This is a genomic window from Pseudomonas sp. MC6, from assembly GCF_054790575.1.
In genome coordinates, this window is sequence record NZ_CP186504.1 from 6,026,464 (window position 1) to 6,044,533 (window position 18,070).

Annotated in this window: 15 protein-coding genes; 2 read left to right on the plus strand and 13 right to left on the minus strand. The window is 59.4% G+C overall.

The genetic code is table 11. The features are described 5' to 3' along the window. Window positions 1-25: 25 nt before the first annotated feature. The 12 genes from acs to dksA all read right to left on the minus strand — a co-directional run bounded on the left by acs (window position 26) and on the right by dksA (window position 15,528). Window positions 26-1,963, minus strand: a complete 1,938-nt coding sequence (acs, locus tag ACOYXE_RS27125; protein ID WP_460926945.1) for an acetate--CoA ligase — start codon at window positions 1,961-1,963, stop codon at window positions 26-28. Window positions 1,964-2,177: 214 nt separating this feature from the next. Continuing rightward, the gene (gene pgi, locus ACOYXE_RS27130; RefSeq protein WP_102900508.1) at window positions 2,178-3,842 is read right to left on the minus strand and encodes a glucose-6-phosphate isomerase; all 1,665 of its coding nucleotides are present in this window, start codon (window positions 3,840-3,842) and stop codon (window positions 2,178-2,180) included. A 231-nt stretch (window positions 3,843-4,073) separates the two neighbouring features. Next, entirely contained in the window at window positions 4,074-4,454 is a 381-nt protein-coding gene (panD, locus tag ACOYXE_RS27135; protein ID WP_003205654.1) for an aspartate 1-decarboxylase, read from the minus strand. 210 nt (window positions 4,455-4,664) lie between these two features. Next, complete coding sequence (panC, locus tag ACOYXE_RS27140) at window positions 4,665-5,525, minus strand: pantoate--beta-alanine ligase (RefSeq protein WP_405122860.1); 861 nt, start codon at window positions 5,523-5,525, stop codon at window positions 4,665-4,667. Beyond that, a complete protein-coding gene (gene panB / locus ACOYXE_RS27145) occupies window positions 5,522-6,322 on the minus strand; it encodes a 3-methyl-2-oxobutanoate hydroxymethyltransferase (RefSeq protein ID WP_160059451.1) in 801 nt (266 codons plus the stop codon). The genes panC and panB overlap by 4 nt, the downstream gene beginning before the upstream one ends. 389 nt (window positions 6,323-6,711) lie before the next feature. After that, on the minus strand, window positions 6,712-7,197 hold the full coding sequence (folK, locus tag ACOYXE_RS27150) for a 2-amino-4-hydroxy-6-hydroxymethyldihydropteridine diphosphokinase (RefSeq protein ID WP_160059450.1): 486 nt from the start codon (window positions 7,195-7,197) through the stop codon (window positions 6,712-6,714). A 4-nt stretch (window positions 7,198-7,201) separates the two neighbouring features. Further along, window positions 7,202-8,602 (minus strand): polynucleotide adenylyltransferase PcnB, encoded by a 1,401-nt coding sequence (locus tag ACOYXE_RS27155; protein WP_160059449.1) that lies wholly within the window; start codon window positions 8,600-8,602, stop codon window positions 7,202-7,204. Between the two features lie 734 nt (window positions 8,603-9,336). Next, window positions 9,337-10,773: a sigma-54-dependent transcriptional regulator gene (locus ACOYXE_RS27160; RefSeq protein ID WP_007909919.1), complete on the minus strand. Its 1,437-nt coding sequence runs from the start codon at window positions 10,771-10,773 to the stop codon at window positions 9,337-9,339. A gap of 22 nt (window positions 10,774-10,795) precedes the next feature. Then, the gene (locus ACOYXE_RS27165; protein ID WP_174244481.1) at window positions 10,796-13,750 is read right to left on the minus strand and encodes a sensor histidine kinase; all 2,955 of its coding nucleotides are present in this window, start codon (window positions 13,748-13,750) and stop codon (window positions 10,796-10,798) included. After that, window positions 13,734-13,910, minus strand: coding sequence for a hypothetical protein (locus tag ACOYXE_RS27170; protein WP_003176118.1), 177 nt, complete (start codon window positions 13,908-13,910; stop codon window positions 13,734-13,736). The genes ACOYXE_RS27165 and ACOYXE_RS27170 overlap by 17 nt, the downstream gene beginning before the upstream one ends. A 15-nt stretch (window positions 13,911-13,925) precedes the next feature. Beyond that, window positions 13,926-14,885: a tRNA glutamyl-Q(34) synthetase GluQRS gene (gene gluQRS, locus ACOYXE_RS27175; RefSeq protein WP_460926952.1), complete on the minus strand. Its 960-nt coding sequence runs from the start codon at window positions 14,883-14,885 to the stop codon at window positions 13,926-13,928. A gap of 199 nt (window positions 14,886-15,084) precedes the next feature. Continuing rightward, a complete protein-coding gene (dksA, locus tag ACOYXE_RS27180) occupies window positions 15,085-15,528 on the minus strand; it encodes an RNA polymerase-binding protein DksA (protein WP_008080850.1) in 444 nt (147 codons plus the stop codon). A gap of 334 nt (window positions 15,529-15,862) precedes the next feature. Here dksA and ACOYXE_RS27185 point away from each other — a divergent pair, with 334 nt between their 5' ends. Both ACOYXE_RS27185 and sfsA read left to right on the plus strand, forming a co-directional pair. Then, window positions 15,863-17,035 (plus strand): pyridoxal phosphate-dependent aminotransferase, encoded by a 1,173-nt coding sequence (locus ACOYXE_RS27185; RefSeq protein WP_460926954.1) that lies wholly within the window; start codon window positions 15,863-15,865, stop codon window positions 17,033-17,035. Beyond that, window positions 17,035-17,748, plus strand: a complete 714-nt coding sequence (sfsA, locus tag ACOYXE_RS27190) for a DNA/RNA nuclease SfsA (protein WP_160059446.1) — start codon at window positions 17,035-17,037, stop codon at window positions 17,746-17,748. Before ACOYXE_RS27185 ends, sfsA begins: the two co-directional genes overlap by 1 nt. On the opposite strand, the gene ACOYXE_RS27195 is transcribed toward sfsA, so the two are convergent. Further along, entirely contained in the window at window positions 17,745-18,062 is a 318-nt protein-coding gene (locus ACOYXE_RS27195) for a Rieske (2Fe-2S) protein (protein WP_160059445.1), read from the minus strand. The genes sfsA and ACOYXE_RS27195 overlap by 4 nt on opposite strands. Between the last annotated feature and the right edge of the window lie 8 nt (window positions 18,063-18,070).

The following is an 18,070-nucleotide window of genomic DNA, read 5'->3' on the forward strand; positions in this document are numbered from 1 at the left end:
CGGCCGTTTGACCGCGCCCGGGGTGTTACTGATTGAGGCGCTTGTCGATCAGGCCTTGCACCACACTAGGATCAGCCAGGGTCGAGGTGTCGCCGAGGCTGTCGAGTTCGTTGCAGGCGATCTTGCGCAGAATGCGCCGCATGATCTTGCCTGAACGGGTTTTCGGCAAGGCCGGCGCCCACTGGATCAGGTCTGGTTTGGCGAAGCTGCCGATTTCCTTGCTGACGTGGGCGAGCAATTCTTTTTTCAACTCGTCATTCGGTTCGGTGCCGTTCATGGGTGTGACGAAGGCGTAGATGCCCTGACCTTTGACGTCGTGGGGGTAACCGACCACGGCGGCTTCGGCGATGCTGTCGTGCAGCACCAGCGCGCTTTCGACTTCGGCGGTGCCGATGCGGTGGCCGGAGACGTTGATCACGTCGTCGATGCGCCCGGTGATCCAGTAATCGCCATCCTCATCGCGGCGCGCGCCGTCGCCGGTGAAGTAGTAGCCGGGGTAGGGTTTGAAATAGGTGTCGACCATGCGTTGCGGGTCGCCGTAGACGCTGCGGATCTGCGCCGGCCAACTGGATTTGATCGCCAGCACGCCGCTGCCGGCGCCTTTGATTTCCTTTCCGTGTTCATCGAGCAGTACCGGTTGTACGCCGAACATCGGCTGCGTGGCGCAGCCCGGTTTGATCCGCTGGGCGCTGACCAGCGGGCTGAGCATGATGCCGCCGGTCTCGGTCTGCCACCAAGTGTCGACGATAGGGCAGCGCTGTTCGCCGACCACGTTGAAATACCACTCCCACGCTTCCGGGTTAATTGGCTCACCGACGCTGCCGAGTAATCTGAGGCTCTGCCGCGACGTTTCCTTCAACGGTTCGGCACCTTCACGCATCAACGCGCGCAGCGCAGTGGGTGCGGTGTAGAAAATGTTGACCTGGTGTTTATCGATGACCTGCCAGAGTCGTGAACTGTTCGGGTAGCTCGGCACGCCTTCGAACATCAGCGTGGTCGCGCCGTTGGCCAGCGGGCCGTAGACGATGTAGCTGTGGCCGGTGACCCAACCAACATCGGCGGTGCACCAGAACACCTCGCCGTCGCGGTAATCGAGCACATATTTGAAAGTCATCGCCGCTTGCAGCAAATAGCCGCCGGTGGTGTGCAGTACGCCTTTGGGTTTACCGGTGCTGCCCGAGGTGTAGAGGATGAACAGCGGATCTTCGGCGTCCATTGGTTCCGCTGGGCAATCGTCGCTGACATCGCGTACAGCCTGGTGATACCAGAGGTCGCGGCCTTCGACCCAGTCGACGTTGCCTTGGGTGCGCTCTACCACCACGACGGTGCTGACGTCCGGGCAACTCTGCAGGGCTTTGTCGACGTTCTGCTTGAGCGGCACGAACTTGCCGCCGCGTACACCTTCGTCGGCGGTGATCACTGTGCGGCAATCGGCATCGAGAATACGGTCACGCAGGGAATCAGGAGAGAAGCCGCCAAACACCACCGAATGGACCGCGCCGATTCGTGCACAGGCAAGCATAGCGTAGGCAGCTTCGGGGATCATCGGCATGTAGATGCACACCCGGTCGCCTTTGTTCACGCCACGGCTTTTCAGCACGTTGGCCAAGCGGCAGACATGGTGATGGAGTTTTTTGTAAGTGATTTGTGCCGATTCGGCCGGATCGTCGCCTTCCCAGAGCAGTGCGGTCTGTTCGCCGCGCTTTTCCAGGTGGCGGTCGATGCAGTTGTAGCTGACGTTCAGTTTGCCCCCGGCAAACCAGGCGGCTTCACCGGTTTTCAGGTCGTAGCGCTGAACGGTCTGCCACGGTGTGCTCCAGTCGAGGAACTGCGTGGCCTGTTCGGCCCAGAAGGTGCTGGGGTGTTCAATGGATTCGCGGTACAGGCGCCGATAGTCTTCCTGACTCAATTGCGCAGCCCGGCGGACGGCATCGGCTTTGGGGAACGTGCTGATATCGAACATGACGGTTCCTTATTCTTGTGGAGCGACAGGAATAAAGATGCGCCGAGCGATGCAGAGGTTCAAGTCATGCGCAAAACAACTGTGGGAGCGAGCCTGCTCGCGAATGCGGTGAGTCAGTCAACAAAGAGGCTGAATGACACACTGCATTCGCGAGCAGGCTCGCTCCCACATTGAAGATGGGTTGCCCACTGGAATTGTGGGCAACCCATTTACATCACCCGCGGTGACGACCGCGGAAGTAGTTGATCAGGCCCTGGGTAGAAGGGTCATCGGCAGTGGTTTCATCGCTGCCGACCAAGCGGTTGTAAACGCCTTTGCCCAGTTCCTTGCCCAATTCCACGCCCCACTGGTCGAAGGCGTTGATGCCCCAGACCACGCTTTGTACGAACACTTTGTGCTCATACATCGCCACCAGTGCGCCGAGACGACGTGGACTGATGCGTTCAACCACGATGGTGTTGCTCGGACGGTTGCCCGGGATCACCTTGTGCGGCGCGAGTTTGTGTACTTCTTCTTCGCTCATGCCTTTGTCGCGCAACTCTTGCTCGGCTTCCGGCAGGGTTTTGCCGAGCATCAGTGCCTGGCTCTGCGACAGGCAGTTGGCGTACAGCCACTGATGGTGGTCGGAAACCGGGTTGAAGCTGACGATCGGCACGATGAAATCGGCCGGGATCAACTGCGAACCTTGATGCAGCAACTGGTGGTAAGCGTGCTGACCGTTGCAGCCGACGCCGCCCCAGATCACCGGACCGGTATCGGTCGACACCGGCGTGCCGTCCTGACGCACGCTCTTGCCGTTGGATTCCATGTCCAGCTGTTGCAAGTGCTTGGTGATGTTGCGCAGGTAATGGTCGTACGGCAGGATCGCGTGGCTTTGCGCGCCCCAGAAGTTGCCGTACCACACGCCGAGCAGCGCCAGTAGCACCGGCATGTTCTGTTCGAACGGCGCGGTCTGGAAATGCTGGTCCATGGTGTAAGCCCCGGACAGCAATTCCTTGAAGTTGGACATGCCGATGGCCAGAGCAATCGGCAAACCGATGGCCGACCACAGCGAATAACGACCGCCGACCCAGTCCCACATCGGGAAGATGTTTTCTTCGCGAATACCGAACGCCACGGCCGCTGCGTTGTTGCTCGATACAGCGATGAAGTGACGATACAGCTCGGCTTCCGAACCGCCCTGCGCCAGGTACCAGGCGCGTGCAGCTTGAGCGTTCTTCAGGGTTTCGAGGGTGTTGAACGACTTCGACGAAACGATGAACAGCGTGGTCTCGGCGCGCAGTTTCTGCGTCAGTTCGTGGAACTCACTACCGTCGATGTTCGCCAGATAGTGGCAACGCACGCCTTTCTGTGCGTACGACAGCAGCGCTTCGGAGACCAGCTCAGGGCCGAGGAACGAGCCACCGATGCCGATGTTCACCACGTCGGTGATCGGCTTCTCGGTGTAACCACGCCACAGGCCATCGTGTATGCGGCCAACCAGATCGGTAATCTGGTTCAAAACCTTGTGGACTTCCGGCATCACGTTGACGCCATTGACCGACAGCTTGTCGCCCACCGGGCGACGCAAGGCGGTGTGCAGCGCCGGGCGGCCTTCGGAAGTGTTGACGATTTCGCCTTCAAACAGCGCTTTGATGGCGCCTTTGAGATCGACTTCATTGGCCAGACCGACCAGCAGATTGCGGGTCTGGGCGTTGATCAAATTCTTCGAATAATCGAGAAACAGTCCGCAGCTGCTGAGGGTGAACTGGTTGAAGCGCTGCGGATCGGCGTTGAAGGCTTCGCGCATGCTGAAATCCTGCATGGCTTGGCGGTGATCTTTCAACGCTTGCCAGGCGGGCAGAGCGGTAACGTCTTGAGGAGTGAGGTAATACGCCATCGCTGCGGTTTTCCTTTTTACTTGAACGGCCTTTTGAACACTGAACAGACCCGGCACGCCATGTTTGTGCACGGGATCAACTGTGTCGACACGATTTCCGGACACAGGGCGAATACAGTAAACCTCGCGCTGCGTTCTGTCTTGACTTTGTCTGACCAGATCCCTGTACTTTTTTAACATCAAGACCGGGAACTGGCCGACAAACGGAGGGGGAGCGGGGCGATTTCGCGATCAGGCGAGCTGAACCGGGATGGCGTTGCTGGTGTGGCTCAGCTCGTTGCCGGGCGCCATGTAGAGCATGCGCGGCTTGAAATTGACCAGTTCTGCTTCGCTGTAATGGGCGTAGGCACAAATGATCACGCGGTCGCCGACCTTGGCCTTGTGCGCAGCGGCGCCGTTGACGGAGATCATCCGCGAACCTTCTTCACCGCGAATCGCGTAGGTGGTGAAACGCTCACCATTGTCGACGTTATAAATCTGGATCTGCTCGTATTCACGAATGCCGGACAAGTCCAGCCACTCGCCATCGATGGCGCACGAGCCTTCGTAATCGAGCACCGCATGAGTGACTTCGGCGCGGTGCAGTTTGGCCTTGAGCATGATCGCGTGCATGAGGGTTTTCCCGGGTTGGAATCGAACGGCGGGCAGTGTGCCCGAAGGCTTTTAAGGCGGCAATACGGCTTGAAGTGCAACTTTGATAACACCGAAAACCACTGTGGGAGCGAGCCTGCTCGCGATAGCGGTGTGTCATTCAACGCTAATGCTGACTGACACACCGCTATCGCGAGCAGGCTCATTCCTACAGGGGGGATTGCGGTGTTTTTAAGCGGGCGTATCGAGGTTCAGGTGCAGGTTGTCGATCAACCGTGTGGTGCCGAGGAACGCGGCCACCAGAATCACCAGATCACGGTCTTCAGCCGTCGCCGGGCGTAAGGTTAGCGCATGGCGGATTTCCAGGTAATCCGGACGCAGGCCTGCCGCTTCCAGCTGTTGCAACTGGCCACCGATCAGCGCCGGGAAGTCCCGTTCACCTTGCTTGATCGATTCGGCAATATTGCTGAGGCTGCGATAGACCACCGGAGCCACCGCGCGTTGTTCTTCGCTGAGGAAACCATTGCGCGACGACAGCGCCAGGCCATCGGCTGCACGTACGGTCGGCTCGCCAATGATCTGCACCGGCATGTTCAGGTCATGCACCAAGGCACGGATCACCGCCAATTGCTGATAATCCTTCTGGCCGAAAATCGCCAGATCCGGCTGGACCATGTTGAACAGCTTGCTGACCACAGTCGCCACGCCTTCGAAGTGCCCCGGACGGCTGGCACCGCAGAGCCCTTCGGACAATTGCGGCACGCTGACGCGCGTCTGTCCGGCCATGCCGTCGGGGTACATTTCTTCGACAGTCGGCGCGAACAGCAGGGAGCAACCGGCTTCGAGCAGCTTCTCCTGATCCGCCGCCAACGTGCGCGGGTATTTATCGAGGTCTTCGCCAGCGCCGAACTGCAGCGGGTTGACGAAAATGCTCGCGACCACGAAGTCCACACGTTGGGTGGCTTTGGTGATCAGTGCAACGTGGCCGCTGTGCAGGTTGCCCATGGTCGGCACGAAGCCGATGCGCTTGCCTTCGCTGCGGGCGCGGGCTACGGCGGCGCGCAGTTCGCGTACGGTTTTAACGGTGTTCATGCAGAGAATCCGTGTTCGATGCCGGGGAACGTGGTGGCTTTGACTTCGCTGACGTAAGCCTTCAGCGCGGACTGGATGCTGTCCTGACCGTGCATGAAGTTCTTGACGAATTTCGGCACGCGGCCAGTGATCGACAGGCCGAGCATGTCGTGCAGTACCAGAACCTGACCGTCGGTGGCGTTACCGGCACCGATGCCGATGACCGGGATCTTCACAGCCTGACTGATTTCGGCGGCCAGCTCGCTCGGCACACATTCCAGCAGCAGCATGGCCGCGCCGGCCTGTTCCAGCGAGATCGCATCAGCACGCATCTGCCGCGCCTGGTTCTCGTTACGTCCCTGCACTTTATAGCCACCGAGAATGTTCACCGCTTGCGGGGTCAGGCCCATGTGCGCGCAAACCGGTACGCCGCGCTCGGCGAGCAGACGAATCGACTCGGCCAGCCACAGCTGACCTTCGACTTTGATCATGTGCGCGCCGGCCTGCATCAGCATCGCGCTGTTGCTCATGGTTTGTTCGAGGGTGGCGTTGGCCATGAACGGCAAGTCCGCGAGGATCAGGGCATCGGTGTTGCCACGTTTGACGCAAGCGGTGTGATAGGCCATTTCTGCGGTGGTCACCGGCAAAGTGCTGTCGTGACCTTGCAGGACCATGCCGAGGGAGTCGCCCACCAGCAGCACTTCGACACCGGCCTCGTTGCAGGCGTGGGCGAAGGTCGCGTCATAGCAGGTCAGCATGGTGATCTTTTCACCTTTCTGCTTGAGGCTCTGGAGCGTGGTCAGGGTGATGGCTGGCATGTAAAAAATCCTCGTTCAGGCGCTCTGGAAACTACTGCGAGTAACGCGCGTGATTCGTCATCTACTCAGGCGCACGCTCTTTTGTCGTGCTTATAAGGCCTGGATTGCGCCCGTATGTGCCGGGTTGGCGGCAGCGGGACGCCTATAGTCGTGATGAGCCAACAGGAAGTCAATTGCGTGTGTTACCGCATTGTTACGAGGGGAGTGTTACCGGCGTTACTGATGCGATTCAGCGGCGCCGCGGGGCTGATGCGCGGGGTTTTTGTCCGACAATAAATCTGGATATGGAAAGCTATTCCTGTAGGAGCTGCGGAACGCTGCGATCTTCTGATCTTGGTTTTGAAGATCAAAAGATCGCAGCGTTCCGCAGCTCCTACAAGGGATTTGTGTCAGGCGTGGGGAAGGCGTTCCAGACCGACGAACGGGCAGGCTGCCAGCAGATCGGGCAGGCTGCGGCCGTCGGCAAGACGCAGATCCTGCGGGGCCAGTTCGGCGAGCGGGTAAAGCACGAAGGCGCGTTCCTGAATCTGGTAATGCGGGACTTTCAGGCGCGGTTCGTCGATCAGTCGATCACCGAACAACAGAATATCCAGATCCAGCGTACGTGGGCCCCAGCGCTCAAGGCGTTCGCGGCCCTGATTGTTTTCGATCGCCTGCAACGCATCAAGCAATTCCAGCGGGGCGAGCGCGCTGTCGAGCGCGGCCACCGCGTTGGTGTAGCGTGGTTGGCCAGGCAACAGGGAATCGCTTTGGTAGAAGGCGGAAACGCCCACCCATTTGGTCTGCGGCAATTGCCCCAGCGCCTCAACGGCGCTGCGCAATTGTTCGGCGGGGTCTGCGAGGTTGCTGCCCATGCCGATGTAGATGCGTTCCATGCCTTTATTCGCCTGTAGCGCTCGGGGCGCTGGTGCGTTTGCGCTTGGAGCCGCTGCTGCGACGACGTTTGCGCGGCGCGCCACTGGCGTCATCGCCCTTGCCGCTGAGGTCGCGGATCATGTCGCGACGTTCACTGTCGTTGGCATCCTGATAGTCCGTCCACCATTCGCCCAGACCATCCGTTTCCTCGCCAGCGCTTTCACGCAGCAGCAGGAAGTCGTAACCGGCGCGGAAACGCGGGTTGTCCAGCAACAGGTCGGCGCGTTTGCCGCTGCGGCGTGGCAGACGTTCCTGCATGTCCCAGATCTCGCGGATCGGCATGGTGAAACGTTTCGGAATCGCGATGCGCTGGCACTGTTCGGCGATCAGCTCGTGGGCGCCTTCCTGCATTGCAGGGATTGGTGGCATGCCACGTTCTTGCAGGCGCAACACGCGAGCCGGCAGGGCAGGCCACAGCAGCGCGGCAAACAGGAACGCCGGGGTCACCGGTTTGTTCTGCTTGATGCGCAGGTCGGTGTTGGTCAGCGCTTCGCTGATCAGCGTGTGGGTGTATTCCGGGTTGTGTTCCAGCGCATCGGCACTGGCCGGGAACAGCGGGGCGAACAGTTGCAGGTCGACCAGCATTTCGAAAGTGATCGCGCCGTGCCCCGAGAGGAACAGTTTGAGCACTTCTTCGAACAGACGCGCCGAAGGGATCTCGCGCAGCATCGGCGCCAGTTCACGAATCGGCTGCACGGTGTGCTTCTCGATACCGAAGTTGAGCTTGGCGGCAAAACGCACGGCCCGCAGCATGCGCACCGGGTCTTCCTGATAGCGCTGCTTCGGATCGCCGATCAGACGGATCAGGTGATTGCGGATGTCGTGTACGCCATTGGCGTAATCGAGGATGCGCTCGCTGACCGGATCGTAATACAGGGCGTTGATGGTGAAGTCGCGGCGTTGCGCGTCTTCTTCCAGGGTGCCGTAAACGTTGTCGCGCAGAATCCGCCCGCTCTCGTTACGCGAAGACTGGTTGCTGTCTTCGTCGTCATCGTTGACCGGGTGATTGGCGCGGAAGGTCGCGACTTCGATGATTTCGCGACCGAAATGGATGTGCACGAGTTTAAAGCGGCGACCGATAATCCGCGCATTGCGGAATTCGGCGCGGACTTGCTCGGGCGTGGCACTGGTGGCGACGTCGAAATCCTTGGGCGTGATGCCCAGCAGCATGTCACGCACGCAACCGCCGACCAGATAAGCCTGGTAACCGGCACCTTGCAGGCGTTCGACGATATTCACCGCATAGCGGCTGAACTGCGTTTTCTGCAGCGAATGTTGACCGCTGTTGAGCACCTCAGGGGTGCTGCGGATGTGTTGCGTACGACGCACGGGAGTTCGGAATGACTGGAACAACTTCTTCAGCATGGGATGCACTGTTTGAAGGAATGTTCGGCCATACCAAAGAATGACCGCATGATGGGCGCAGATTCTAGCATTTAGTCGGGGGATGGTGTAGGACACGGCAGATTTGAGCTGTAAGCCGCAAGCTGCAAGGGTGAAGCGGGGCAAAACAGGGAGTTTTTTACAGAAGGGAGAAACTACAAGGGGAGCCGAAGCTCCCCAAGAAGTAGTTGCGTGCTCTTTTTATTATTGATTCGGGCTTCTTGTTTTTGTTGAGTGCCCTCGCCACGAAGTGTTTCCTTCGTGACCCTCCCAATCGGGAGCCAAGAGCAAACGGATTGCTTTGGTCGCTGAATTGCAGTGATCTCTCGATCCAACCAGTACAGGCTCTGTCTTAGGACAGTTTTTGTTGTTCTCGGCCTGGTCGTGGGGCAAGCCCCAAATACAACGCCTCTCCAAAAGAATCAGTTAGCTGCGCCTCTCGCCGTCTTGTTTTTATTGTGCGTGAGTCGATTCGTCTTATTTTTATTGTCTTGTGCATTGCTTGTTATTGTTCTTGTACTGAACATATAGCAGGTGCCGTGCCAACTTTTGCGATAGCCAATAAAACAAGGGGTTAGGTCGATATAACCGTTTTGTCGGGGCGAAAAAAAGCCGGGGTATCGTTACCGATAACCCCGGCTTCTGTTACGTGAAAGGACTGAGGTAACAGTTTTTTCACCGCTTCAAGCGTTACCCGCACACTCGACAGGTAACGTTCAGCTCTCGCTGGCGACCCCGGTCTTGCGCCGTGGGATGCCCAGACGCTGACGGCGTTCCCATAGGCATTTGCGGCTGACGCCCAGTTTGCGCGCCAGTTCGGTTTCAGTCATGTGGTCCTGATGTTCAAGGACGAAGTGCTGGAAGTAGTCTTCCAGTGACAAGTCTTCGGTCGGCTCATGGCTGCTGTTGCTGGCGTTACCGCCCGTTTGCGGTGGCAGACCGATGAACTCGTCGTCCTCCAGATCGCTCAGCTCGATGTCGATGCCCAGCAGATCGGCGGAGATTTCCGGGCTTTCGCTCAGAATCACCGCGCGCTCGACCGCGTTCTCCAGCTCACGCACGTTACCCGGCCAGGAATAATGCCGGATCGCCTGTTCGGCATCCGCGGCAAATTTAAGGTCGGTACGGTTGATGCGTGCGCTCTGGCGAGCGAGGAATGCCGTGGCGATTTCGTTGACGTCGGCACCGCGCTCGCGCAGCGCAGGCAGTTTCAGCGCGATCACGTGCAGACGGTAATAAAGGTCTTCACGGAACTGGCCGATTTTCGCCAGGCTCTTCAGATCCCGGTGAGTGGCCGCGATCAGGCGTACATCGACCTTCTGCGACTGCACCGAACCAACACGGCGAATTTCGCCTTCCTGCAACACACGCAGCAGGCGGGCTTGCGCCTCAAGTGGCAGCTCACCGATTTCGTCGAGGAACAAGGTGCCGCCGTCCGCCGCTTCAACCAGACCGGCACGCCCGGCGCTGGCGCCAGTGAACGCGCCTTTTTCGTGGCCGAACAGTTCGGACTCGATCAGGCTTTCCGGAATGGCCGCGCAGTTCACCGAAATCATCGGCGCCTTGGCGCGTTTCGACAGATTGTGCAGGGCGCGGGCCACCAGTTCTTTACCGGTGCCGGACTCACCCTGAATCAACACATTGGAATCAGTTGGCGCGACTTTGCGGATCTTGCTGTACAGATCCTGCATCGGCGGGCACGAACCAATGATGCCGATCTCGCCGTTGCTGTTGTCGACGGCAGATTTGCCGCTGCCATTGGCCGGTTTGCTGGCAACCGCTTCGCCGGCAGCCGGTGCCGACTGGCGATCACGCAGGATCCGCGCGACAGCCTGAAGCATTTCATCGTGGTCAAAAGGCTTGGCGATGTAGTCCACCGCGCCCATTTTCATCGAGTCGACCGCCGAGCGCAGGCTGGCGTAACTGGTCATGATCAGCACCGGTGTGCCCTGGCCGAGCTTGATCAGCTCGGTACCCGGCGCGCCCGGCAAACGCAGATCGCTGACGATCAGATCGAACGTAGGAATGGTGAAGCGTTCTTGTGCTTCCTGCACTGAACCGGCTTCGCTGACCTGATACTGGTTGCGTTCCAGCAGGCGGCGCAAGGCGGAGCGGATAATTGTTTCGTCTTCGACGATCAAAATGTGCGGCATTGATTCGATACTCTCGACGGTCTCAGTTCACAGCGGACGTCGCTTCGACATGACGCGGTAAGGTCACCCGGATACGGGTGCCGCGTTGGCTTTGTACATCAGCCGGGCTGTCGATGGTGATTTGTCCATAATGCTCTTCAACGATGGAATAGACCAGTGCAAGGCCCAGACCGGTGCCTTCGCCAGGATCCTTGGTGGTGAAGAAGGGTTCGAACAATCTATCCATGATGTTCTTCGGAATACCGCTGCCTTCGTCTTCGACGATCAGATCGACCGTGTGTTCGCCGGCTTCGCTCTTGACCCGTACCGCACTGTGCGGCGGCGAGGCGTCGCGGGCGTTGGAGAGCAGATTGATCAGCACCTGAGCGAGCCGCTGTGGGTCGCCTTCGACCCAGTGGTCGGGATCGCACAGGTTGTAGAACTGCACTTCGAAATTGCGTCGGTTCAACGCCAGCAGGCCAATCGCATCCTGGGCGACTTCGGCCAGACAAACGGGCTCGTCACTATGCTGATGACTGCCGGCGTGGGCAAAGCTCATCAGCGACTGGACGATGCGTGACACACGTTTGGTCTGTTCGAGAATCTGTCCGCTGATTTCCGTCAGTTCGCCGTCGTCTTCACGTTCTTCGCGCAGGTTTTGCGCCAGACAGGCGATGCCGGTGATCGGGTTGCCGATTTCGTGGGCTACACCGGCCGCAAGGCGACCAATGCTGGCCAGGCGCTCGGAGTGCACCAGTTTGTCTTCGAGCATCTGCGTTTCGGTCAGATCTTCGACCAGTAACACCAGACCACTGTTGCCCGGTGCCAGCGGTTCATCGATGGCCGCTTTGTGCAGATTCAGCCAACGAGTCTGGCCGTCGAGGGCCAGGTGCTGTTTGTGCAAATGCTCGTCCGGCAGATCGATGAAGCCTTGCAGCAGGCCTTTCCACGGCTCGCCAATGGTGCTCAAACGCGAACCAACCACGCGTTGCGCGGCAATCCCGGTGAGTTCTTCCATGGCCTTGTTCCACATCAGGATCTCTTGATCCTTGGCCAGCGAGCAGACGCCCATCGGCAGTTCCTGCAAGGTCTGACGGTGGTAACGACGCAGGGCATCGAGTTCGGCGGCCAGACCTGTGAGGCGTGAGTGGTAATCCTCGAGGCGGCTTTCAATGAAGTGGATGTCTTCAGTGACATAGTTTTCGCCGCCGGCCTTGTACGGCAGGAAGGTTTCAACCATGTCCTGGGCCACGCTCGGGCCCATCAGGCCGGAGAGGTTGGCTTCGATGCGGTCGCGTAAACGGCGTAAGGCGTAAGGACGGCGTTCGTCGAATGGCAGATAAAGATCACGCAGCGCTTGCTCGACTTCTTTCTGCGCAGCCTTGGCACCCAACGGTTTCGCCAGTTGTGTGGCGAACTCCTGTGGCGAGGCCGCGTGCAGTTCACGCCGCTGCGGGCGACGAACGTTATCCACGGCGCAGGCTTCGGCAGCGCTGGCTTCTTCGGGGCTTGCGTTGGTGAACAGCGAGATCAGGGTGAACATCAACACGTTGGCAGCGAGCGAAGCAATGGCCGCCATGTGCCAACTGGTGTCGTCGAGCACGTAGATCATGTTCAGCAGCGGAATGTAGAAGCCCTGCAGATTACCGACCAGCGGCAACAGCATGGTCACCACCCAGACCAGAATCCCCGCCAGCAGACCGGCGATAAAGCCGCGACGGTTGGCCGTCGGCCAATAGAGCACGGACAACACACCGGGGAGGAATTGCAGGGTCGCAACAAACGCGACAATGCCGAGGTTGGCCAGATCCTGCTCGGCGCCGAGCATCAGGTAGAAACCGAAACCGGCCATGATGATCGCGACGATCAGCGCGCGGCGCGTCCACTTCAGCCAACGGTAGATATTGCCTTCAGCCGGCGGCTGATAGAGCGGTAACACCAAGTGGTTCAGTGCCATGCCCGACAGCGCAAGCGTGGTCACAATGATCAATCCGCTCGCTGCCGACAGACCGCCGACATAGGCGAGCAACGCCAGCGGTTTGCTGTTGGCGGCAATGCCGATGCCGAGGGTGAAATATTCCGGATTGGTCGTCGCGCCGAGTTTGAGGCCAGCCCAAAGGATCAGCGGCACCGCCAGGCTCATCAACAACAGGAACAGCGGCAAACCCCAGCTCGCACTGACCAGTGAGCGCGGGTTGAGGTTTTCGGTAAACGTCATGTGATACATGTGCGGCATCACGATCGCCGAGGCGAAGAACACCAGCAACAGCGTACGCCACGGGCCTTCCTGCAACGGCGTGTGCAAGGCGGCGAGGGCGGTCTGGTTCTGCAGCAGCCACAGCTCAAGTTGCTGCGGGCCGTCGAACACGCCGTACAGCGCATACAGGCCGACGCCGCCGAGAGCGATCAGTTTGATCACCGATTCAAAGGCAATCGCGAACACCAGCCCTTCGTGCTTCTCGCGAGTGGCGATATGCCGGGAGCCGAAGAAAATCGTAAACAGGATGATCAGCGCACAGAACGCCAACGCCACGCGGCTCTGAATGGGCTCGCCGGTGAGGATGCCGATGGAGTCGGCCACCGCTTGAATCTGCAGCGCCAGCAACGGCAGCACACCGATCAGCATGAAAATCGTGGTCAGCGCGCCTGCCCAGGTGCTGCGAAAGCGGAAGGCAAACAGATCCGCCAGCGACGACAGCTGATAGGTGCGGGTGATTTTAAGGATCGGATAAAGCAACACCGGCGCCAGCAGAAACGCGCCGGACACGCCAAGGTAACTGGAAAGAAAACCGTAACCGTACTGGTAGGCAAGTCCCACCGTGCCGTAGAACGCCCACGCACTGGCGTAAACCCCCAGTGACAACGTGTAGGTCAGCGGGTGGCGAATGATCGCGCGCGGGATCATGCCCCGTTCGCTGATCCAGGCAACGCCGAACAGCACCGCCAGGTACGCGGCGCTGACCAGGATCATCTGGGTCAGGCTAAAGCTCATCGGCATCTTTTTGGCTCTGCAGGATGAAGGTTACGACAATCAAGATCAGCCAGAGCAGATAGGGGCGATACCAGGCGCCCGTAGCGTCGATCCACCAATCCATGATGGCGGGGGAAAACAGGTAGATCCCCACGACTAAAAGCAGGACCAAGCGATAGATGTACATCCCGGCCTCTCTTTTTTATGCGCGTGCCCGAAAACGTGCGGCGATGGTAACGGATGGGCGCGCGACTGCAAGTACCGTCATAGCAGTTGCGCTTCGGGCAGGGTCAGTGTGCGCGGGATCTTTGTCGCATCCCAGTGCGCGCGGCCCCACGCCAGCAACTCTTGCGGCGTGGCGTGAGTCAGTTCGGCGCCGGGGTTTTGTCCCAGTGCGCGCAGGGCTCGCAACAGCAATGGCGTGGCTTGATCGGCTTGCAGCGGCGGCGAGCGGTAGGACTTGCCGAGCTTGTTGCCGTCCGGCTGGATGATCAGCGGCAGGTGCAGGTAGCGTGGTTGACGCAGGTCCGAGCAGTTCTTGCAGATAGAGTTGGCGCGGGGTCGAGTCGAGCAGATCGGCACCGCGGACGATGTCGGTGATGCCTTGCCAGGCATCGTCGAGGACCACGGCCAATTGATAGGCATAGAGGCCATCGCGGCGGCGGATCACGAAATCACCGACGTCGCGGCCCAGATGCTGGCGGTATTCGCCCTGTACGCGGTCGATGAAGTGGTATTCCAGCTCCGGCACGCGCAGGCGGATCGCCGCATCTTGCTGGTCATGACCGGCATTGCGGCACAGGCCGGGATAAATCCCGTTATACGGCTCCAGTTGTTTGCGCGAGCAAGTACAGGCGTAGGCCAGGCCATGATTGAAAAGGCTGTTGAGAACGTCGGCGTAGGCGTCATGTCGATCGCTCTGGCGCACCATGTCGCCATCCCATTCGAAGCCGTAGCTCTCCAGCGCCTTGAGGATCGCGGCTTGCGCGCCGGGTTCTTCGCGGGGCGGATCGAGATCTTCCATGCGCACCAGCCAGCGACCGCCGACCGAGCGGGCGTCGAGGTAAGAGGCGAGGGCGGCAACCAGAGAGCCGAAATGCAAGTGGCCACTGGGGGTTGGGGCGAAGCGGCCGATGTAGGCGGGCGATGTTTTGGCAGTCATGAAGACGAAACTACTTTTCAGGCTATACGCAGGTCAACCTGTAGGAGTGAGCCTGCTCGCGATAGCGGTGTGACATTCAACACCGATATTGACCGACCCACCGCTATCGCGAGCAGGCTCACTCCTACAAAAGGCAAAAGGCAAAAGGCAGAAACAAAAACGGAGCGTTCGCACGCTCCGTTTTTTATTCAGGTCGAGATTACTTGCCGACCTGCTTTTCCTTGATTTCCGCCAGTGTCTTGCAGTCGACGCACATGTCGGCTGTAGGGCGTGCTTCGAGGCGTTTTACACCGATCTCGACGCCGCACGAATCACACCAACCGTACTCTTCGTCTTCGATCAATTGCAGTGTCTTGTCGATTTTCTTGATCAGCTTGCGTTCGCGGTCGCGGGCGCGCAGCTCGAGGGCGAATTCTTCTTCCTGGCTGGCACGGTCGGCCGGGTCCGGGAAATTGGCCGCTTCATCCTTCATGTGGTCAACGGTGCGGTCGACTTCCTGCATCAACTCCTGTTTCCACTTGTTCAGGACCTTGGTGAAGTGCGCGCGCATTGGGGCGCCCATGTACTCCTCACCTTTCGCCGGAACATAAGGTTCGAAACCGCTGATCGTCTGATTCTGCTGTTGCTTTGCTTGGGTGGGCATGAAATGGACCGCCTCTACTCTTGTAATCCATTGCGCAGGATTGCTCCATCACCGACACCTGCCGGCCCTGCGGCTGCAAGCGGGCGAACTTACCAGATCAATTCAGCCTGCGCTACTCCCGGATGTCGAGGCCCCGGCGGGTGGCGCTTGCAAATGTTTGGCAAGCCGTGTCTGGTGGTGTTGAAGACCTGTTCAATCACTGATTTTAGTCAATCCTGGAGCGTACGCTCATATCGTTACAGTCCAGCGTTCTTGAGGCTGTGACCGCTGCGGGTTCTCGCTCGTTCCGGCAGACGGGTAGAATCGTCTCTTTTTTCCCGTCGAAGGAAAGCCAATGGCTCAGCCCTACAGTGCGCGCAGTCGTGCGATCGAACCGTTCCATGTGATGGCGCTGCTGGCGCGGGCCAATGAATTGCAGGCTGAAGGCCACGACGTGATCCATCTGGAGATCGGCGAGCCGGACTTCACCACTGCCGAGCCGATCATTCGTGCCGGCCAGGCAGCGCTGACGGCGGGCAAGACTCGTTACACCGCAGCGCGCGGCATTCCCGAGTTACGCGAGGCGATTGCCGGGTTTTACCAATCGCGCTATGGCCTGAACATCGATCCGCGACGGATTCTGATCACCCCGGGTGGCTCCGGTGCGCTGTTGCTGGCCAGTGCGTTGCTGGTCGACCCGGGTAAACACTGGTTGCTGGCGGATCCGGGCTACCCGTGCAACCGGCACTTTCTGCGTTTGGTCGAAGGCGCGGCGCAGTTGGTGCCTGTTGGCCCGGACGTGCGCTATCAACTGACCCCGGATCTGGTCGAGCGTCATTGGGATCACGACAGCGTCGGCGCATTGGTCGCATCGCCGGCCAACCCGACCGGCACCATTCTGACCCGCGATGAACTGGCCGGCTTATCCACAGCCATCAAGGCCAGGCACGGGCATTTGGTGGTGGATGAGATCTATCACGGTCTGACGTACGGCACCGATGCCGCCAGCGTTCTGGAAGTGGATGACAGCGCGTTTGTGTTGAACAGTTTCTCCAAATACTTCGGTATGACCGGCTGGCGACTTGGCTGGCTGGTGGCGCCGGATGCGGCCGTCAGCGAGCTGGAAAAACTGGCGCAGAACCTCTACATCAGCGCACCGAGCATGGCGCAGTACGCGGCGCTGGCCTGTTTTGAACCGGAAACGATCGCCATTCTGGAAGAGCGCCGGGCCGAATTCGGTCGCCGTCGCGACTTCCTGCTACCCACCCTGCGCGAGTTGGGTTTCAATATCGCAGTGGAGCCTGAAGGCGCGTTCTACTTGTACGCCGATATCAGCCAGTTCGGCGGCGATGCCTTCGCGTTCTGCCGACATTTCCTCGAAACCGAGCATGTGGCGTTCACCCCGGGTCTGGATTTCGGCCGTTATCAGGCCAGTCATCATGTGCGTTTTGCCTACACGCAAAACCTCCCTCGCTTACAAGAGGCGGTGGAGCGAATCGCGCGTGGCTTGAAGAGCTGGCAAGGCTGATGCGCTTTTATCCTCCTCTGGAAGAGGCGCGCCTGATCCGTCGTTACAAGCGTTTTCTCGCCGATATCGAAACCGCTAGCGGCGAGTTGCTGACCATTCATTGTCCGAACACGGGTTCGATGCTCAATTGCCAAGTTGAAGGCGGGCAGGTCTGGTTCAGTCGCTCCAACGATCCGAAACGCAAATTGCCGGGTACCTGGGAAATTGGCGAAACCCCGCAAGGCCGCTTGTTTTGCGTGAATACCGCACGGGCTAACGGTCTGGTTGAAGAAGCGTTGCAGGCTGGGGTTATCACCGAGTTGAGCGGCTTTACCGCATTGAAACGTGAAGTTGCCTACGGGCAGGAAAAGAGCCGTATCGACTTCCGCCTCGAATACCCCAGCGGCCCGGCCTATGTAGAGGTGAAAAGCGTCACCCTGGGTTTCGATGGTACAGCTGTGGCGGCGTTTCCCGATGCGGTGACCCAGCGTGGCGCCAAGCATTTGCGTGAATTGGCGCATCTGGCGCGGGACGGCATTCGCGCGGTGCAGTTGTATTGCGTCAATCTGACCGGGATTGAAGCGGTGCGGCCGGCGAAGGAAATCGATTCGGCCTACGCCGATGCGCTTCTTGAAGCTGTCGCCTGTGGTGTTGAAGTGCTGGCGTACGGCGTGCGGCTGAACCATGAAGAGATGGTCATCGACCGGCGTCTCGACGTGCTCCTTAAAGGTTAAACATCAATCCACAGCCCTTGCTCATCTTCCCGGCAAGGAATGGCGGTGAGTGATTGCCCAGCGCAAGGCCCGGCGACGCATTCACCGTCCTCGATCAGAAACAGTGCGCCGTGGGTGGCGCACTGGATCAGGCTGTTGCTCGGATCGAGAAACTGGTCGGGCTGCCATTCAAGTCCGACGCCCCGATGTGGGCAGCGATTGAGGTAGATATAGGCCTGGCCGCTCCGGCGCACGGCGAACAGCTTGTTGCCGTCGATCTCGAAACCACGGCTTTTCGCTTCGGCCAGATCGGCGCCTGCGCAGAGAAACTTCATGGCTATCC

Excerpts from the sequence above, each read along its gene's own strand:
- ACOYXE_RS27170 (WP_003176118.1), bottom strand. The coding sequence starts at position 13,910 with ATGTACATCTATCGCTTGGTCCTGCTTTTAGTCGTGGGGATCTACCTG.
- panC (WP_405122860.1), bottom strand. The coding sequence starts at position 5,525 with ATGAACACCGTTAAAACCGTACGCGAACTGCGCGCCGCCGTAGCCCGC.
- folK (WP_160059450.1), bottom strand. The coding sequence starts at position 7,197 with ATGGAACGCATCTACATCGGCATGGGCAGCAACCTCGCAGACCCCGCC.
- ACOYXE_RS27155 (WP_160059449.1), bottom strand. The coding sequence starts at position 8,602 with ATGCTGAAGAAGTTGTTCCAGTCATTCCGAACTCCCGTGCGTCGTACG.
- sfsA (WP_160059446.1), top strand. The coding sequence starts at position 17,035 with ATGCGCTTTTATCCTCCTCTGGAAGAGGCGCGCCTGATCCGTCGTTAC.
- panB (WP_160059451.1), bottom strand. The coding sequence starts at position 6,322 with ATGCCAGCCATCACCCTGACCACGCTCCAGAGCCTCAAGCAGAAAGGT.
- ACOYXE_RS27195 (WP_160059445.1), bottom strand. The coding sequence starts at position 18,062 with ATGAAGTTTCTCTGCGCAGGCGCCGATCTGGCCGAAGCGAAAAGCCGT.
- dksA (WP_008080850.1), bottom strand. The coding sequence starts at position 15,528 with ATGCCCACCCAAGCAAAGCAACAGCAGAATCAGACGATCAGCGGTTTC.
- gluQRS (WP_460926952.1), bottom strand. The coding sequence starts at position 14,885 with ATGACTGCCAAAACATCGCCCGCCTACATCGGCCGCTTCGCCCCAACC.
- ACOYXE_RS27185 (WP_460926954.1), top strand. The coding sequence starts at position 15,863 with ATGGCTCAGCCCTACAGTGCGCGCAGTCGTGCGATCGAACCGTTCCAT.
- acs (WP_460926945.1), bottom strand. The coding sequence starts at position 1,963 with ATGTTCGATATCAGCACGTTCCCCAAAGCCGATGCCGTCCGCCGGGCT.
- ACOYXE_RS27160 (WP_007909919.1), bottom strand. The coding sequence starts at position 10,773 with ATGCCGCACATTTTGATCGTCGAAGACGAAACAATTATCCGCTCCGCC.
- pgi (WP_102900508.1), bottom strand. The coding sequence starts at position 3,842 with ATGGCGTATTACCTCACTCCTCAAGACGTTACCGCTCTGCCCGCCTGG.
- panD (WP_003205654.1), bottom strand. The coding sequence starts at position 4,454 with ATGCACGCGATCATGCTCAAGGCCAAACTGCACCGCGCCGAAGTCACT.
- ACOYXE_RS27165 (WP_174244481.1), bottom strand. The coding sequence starts at position 13,750 with ATGCCGATGAGCTTTAGCCTGACCCAGATGATCCTGGTCAGCGCCGCG.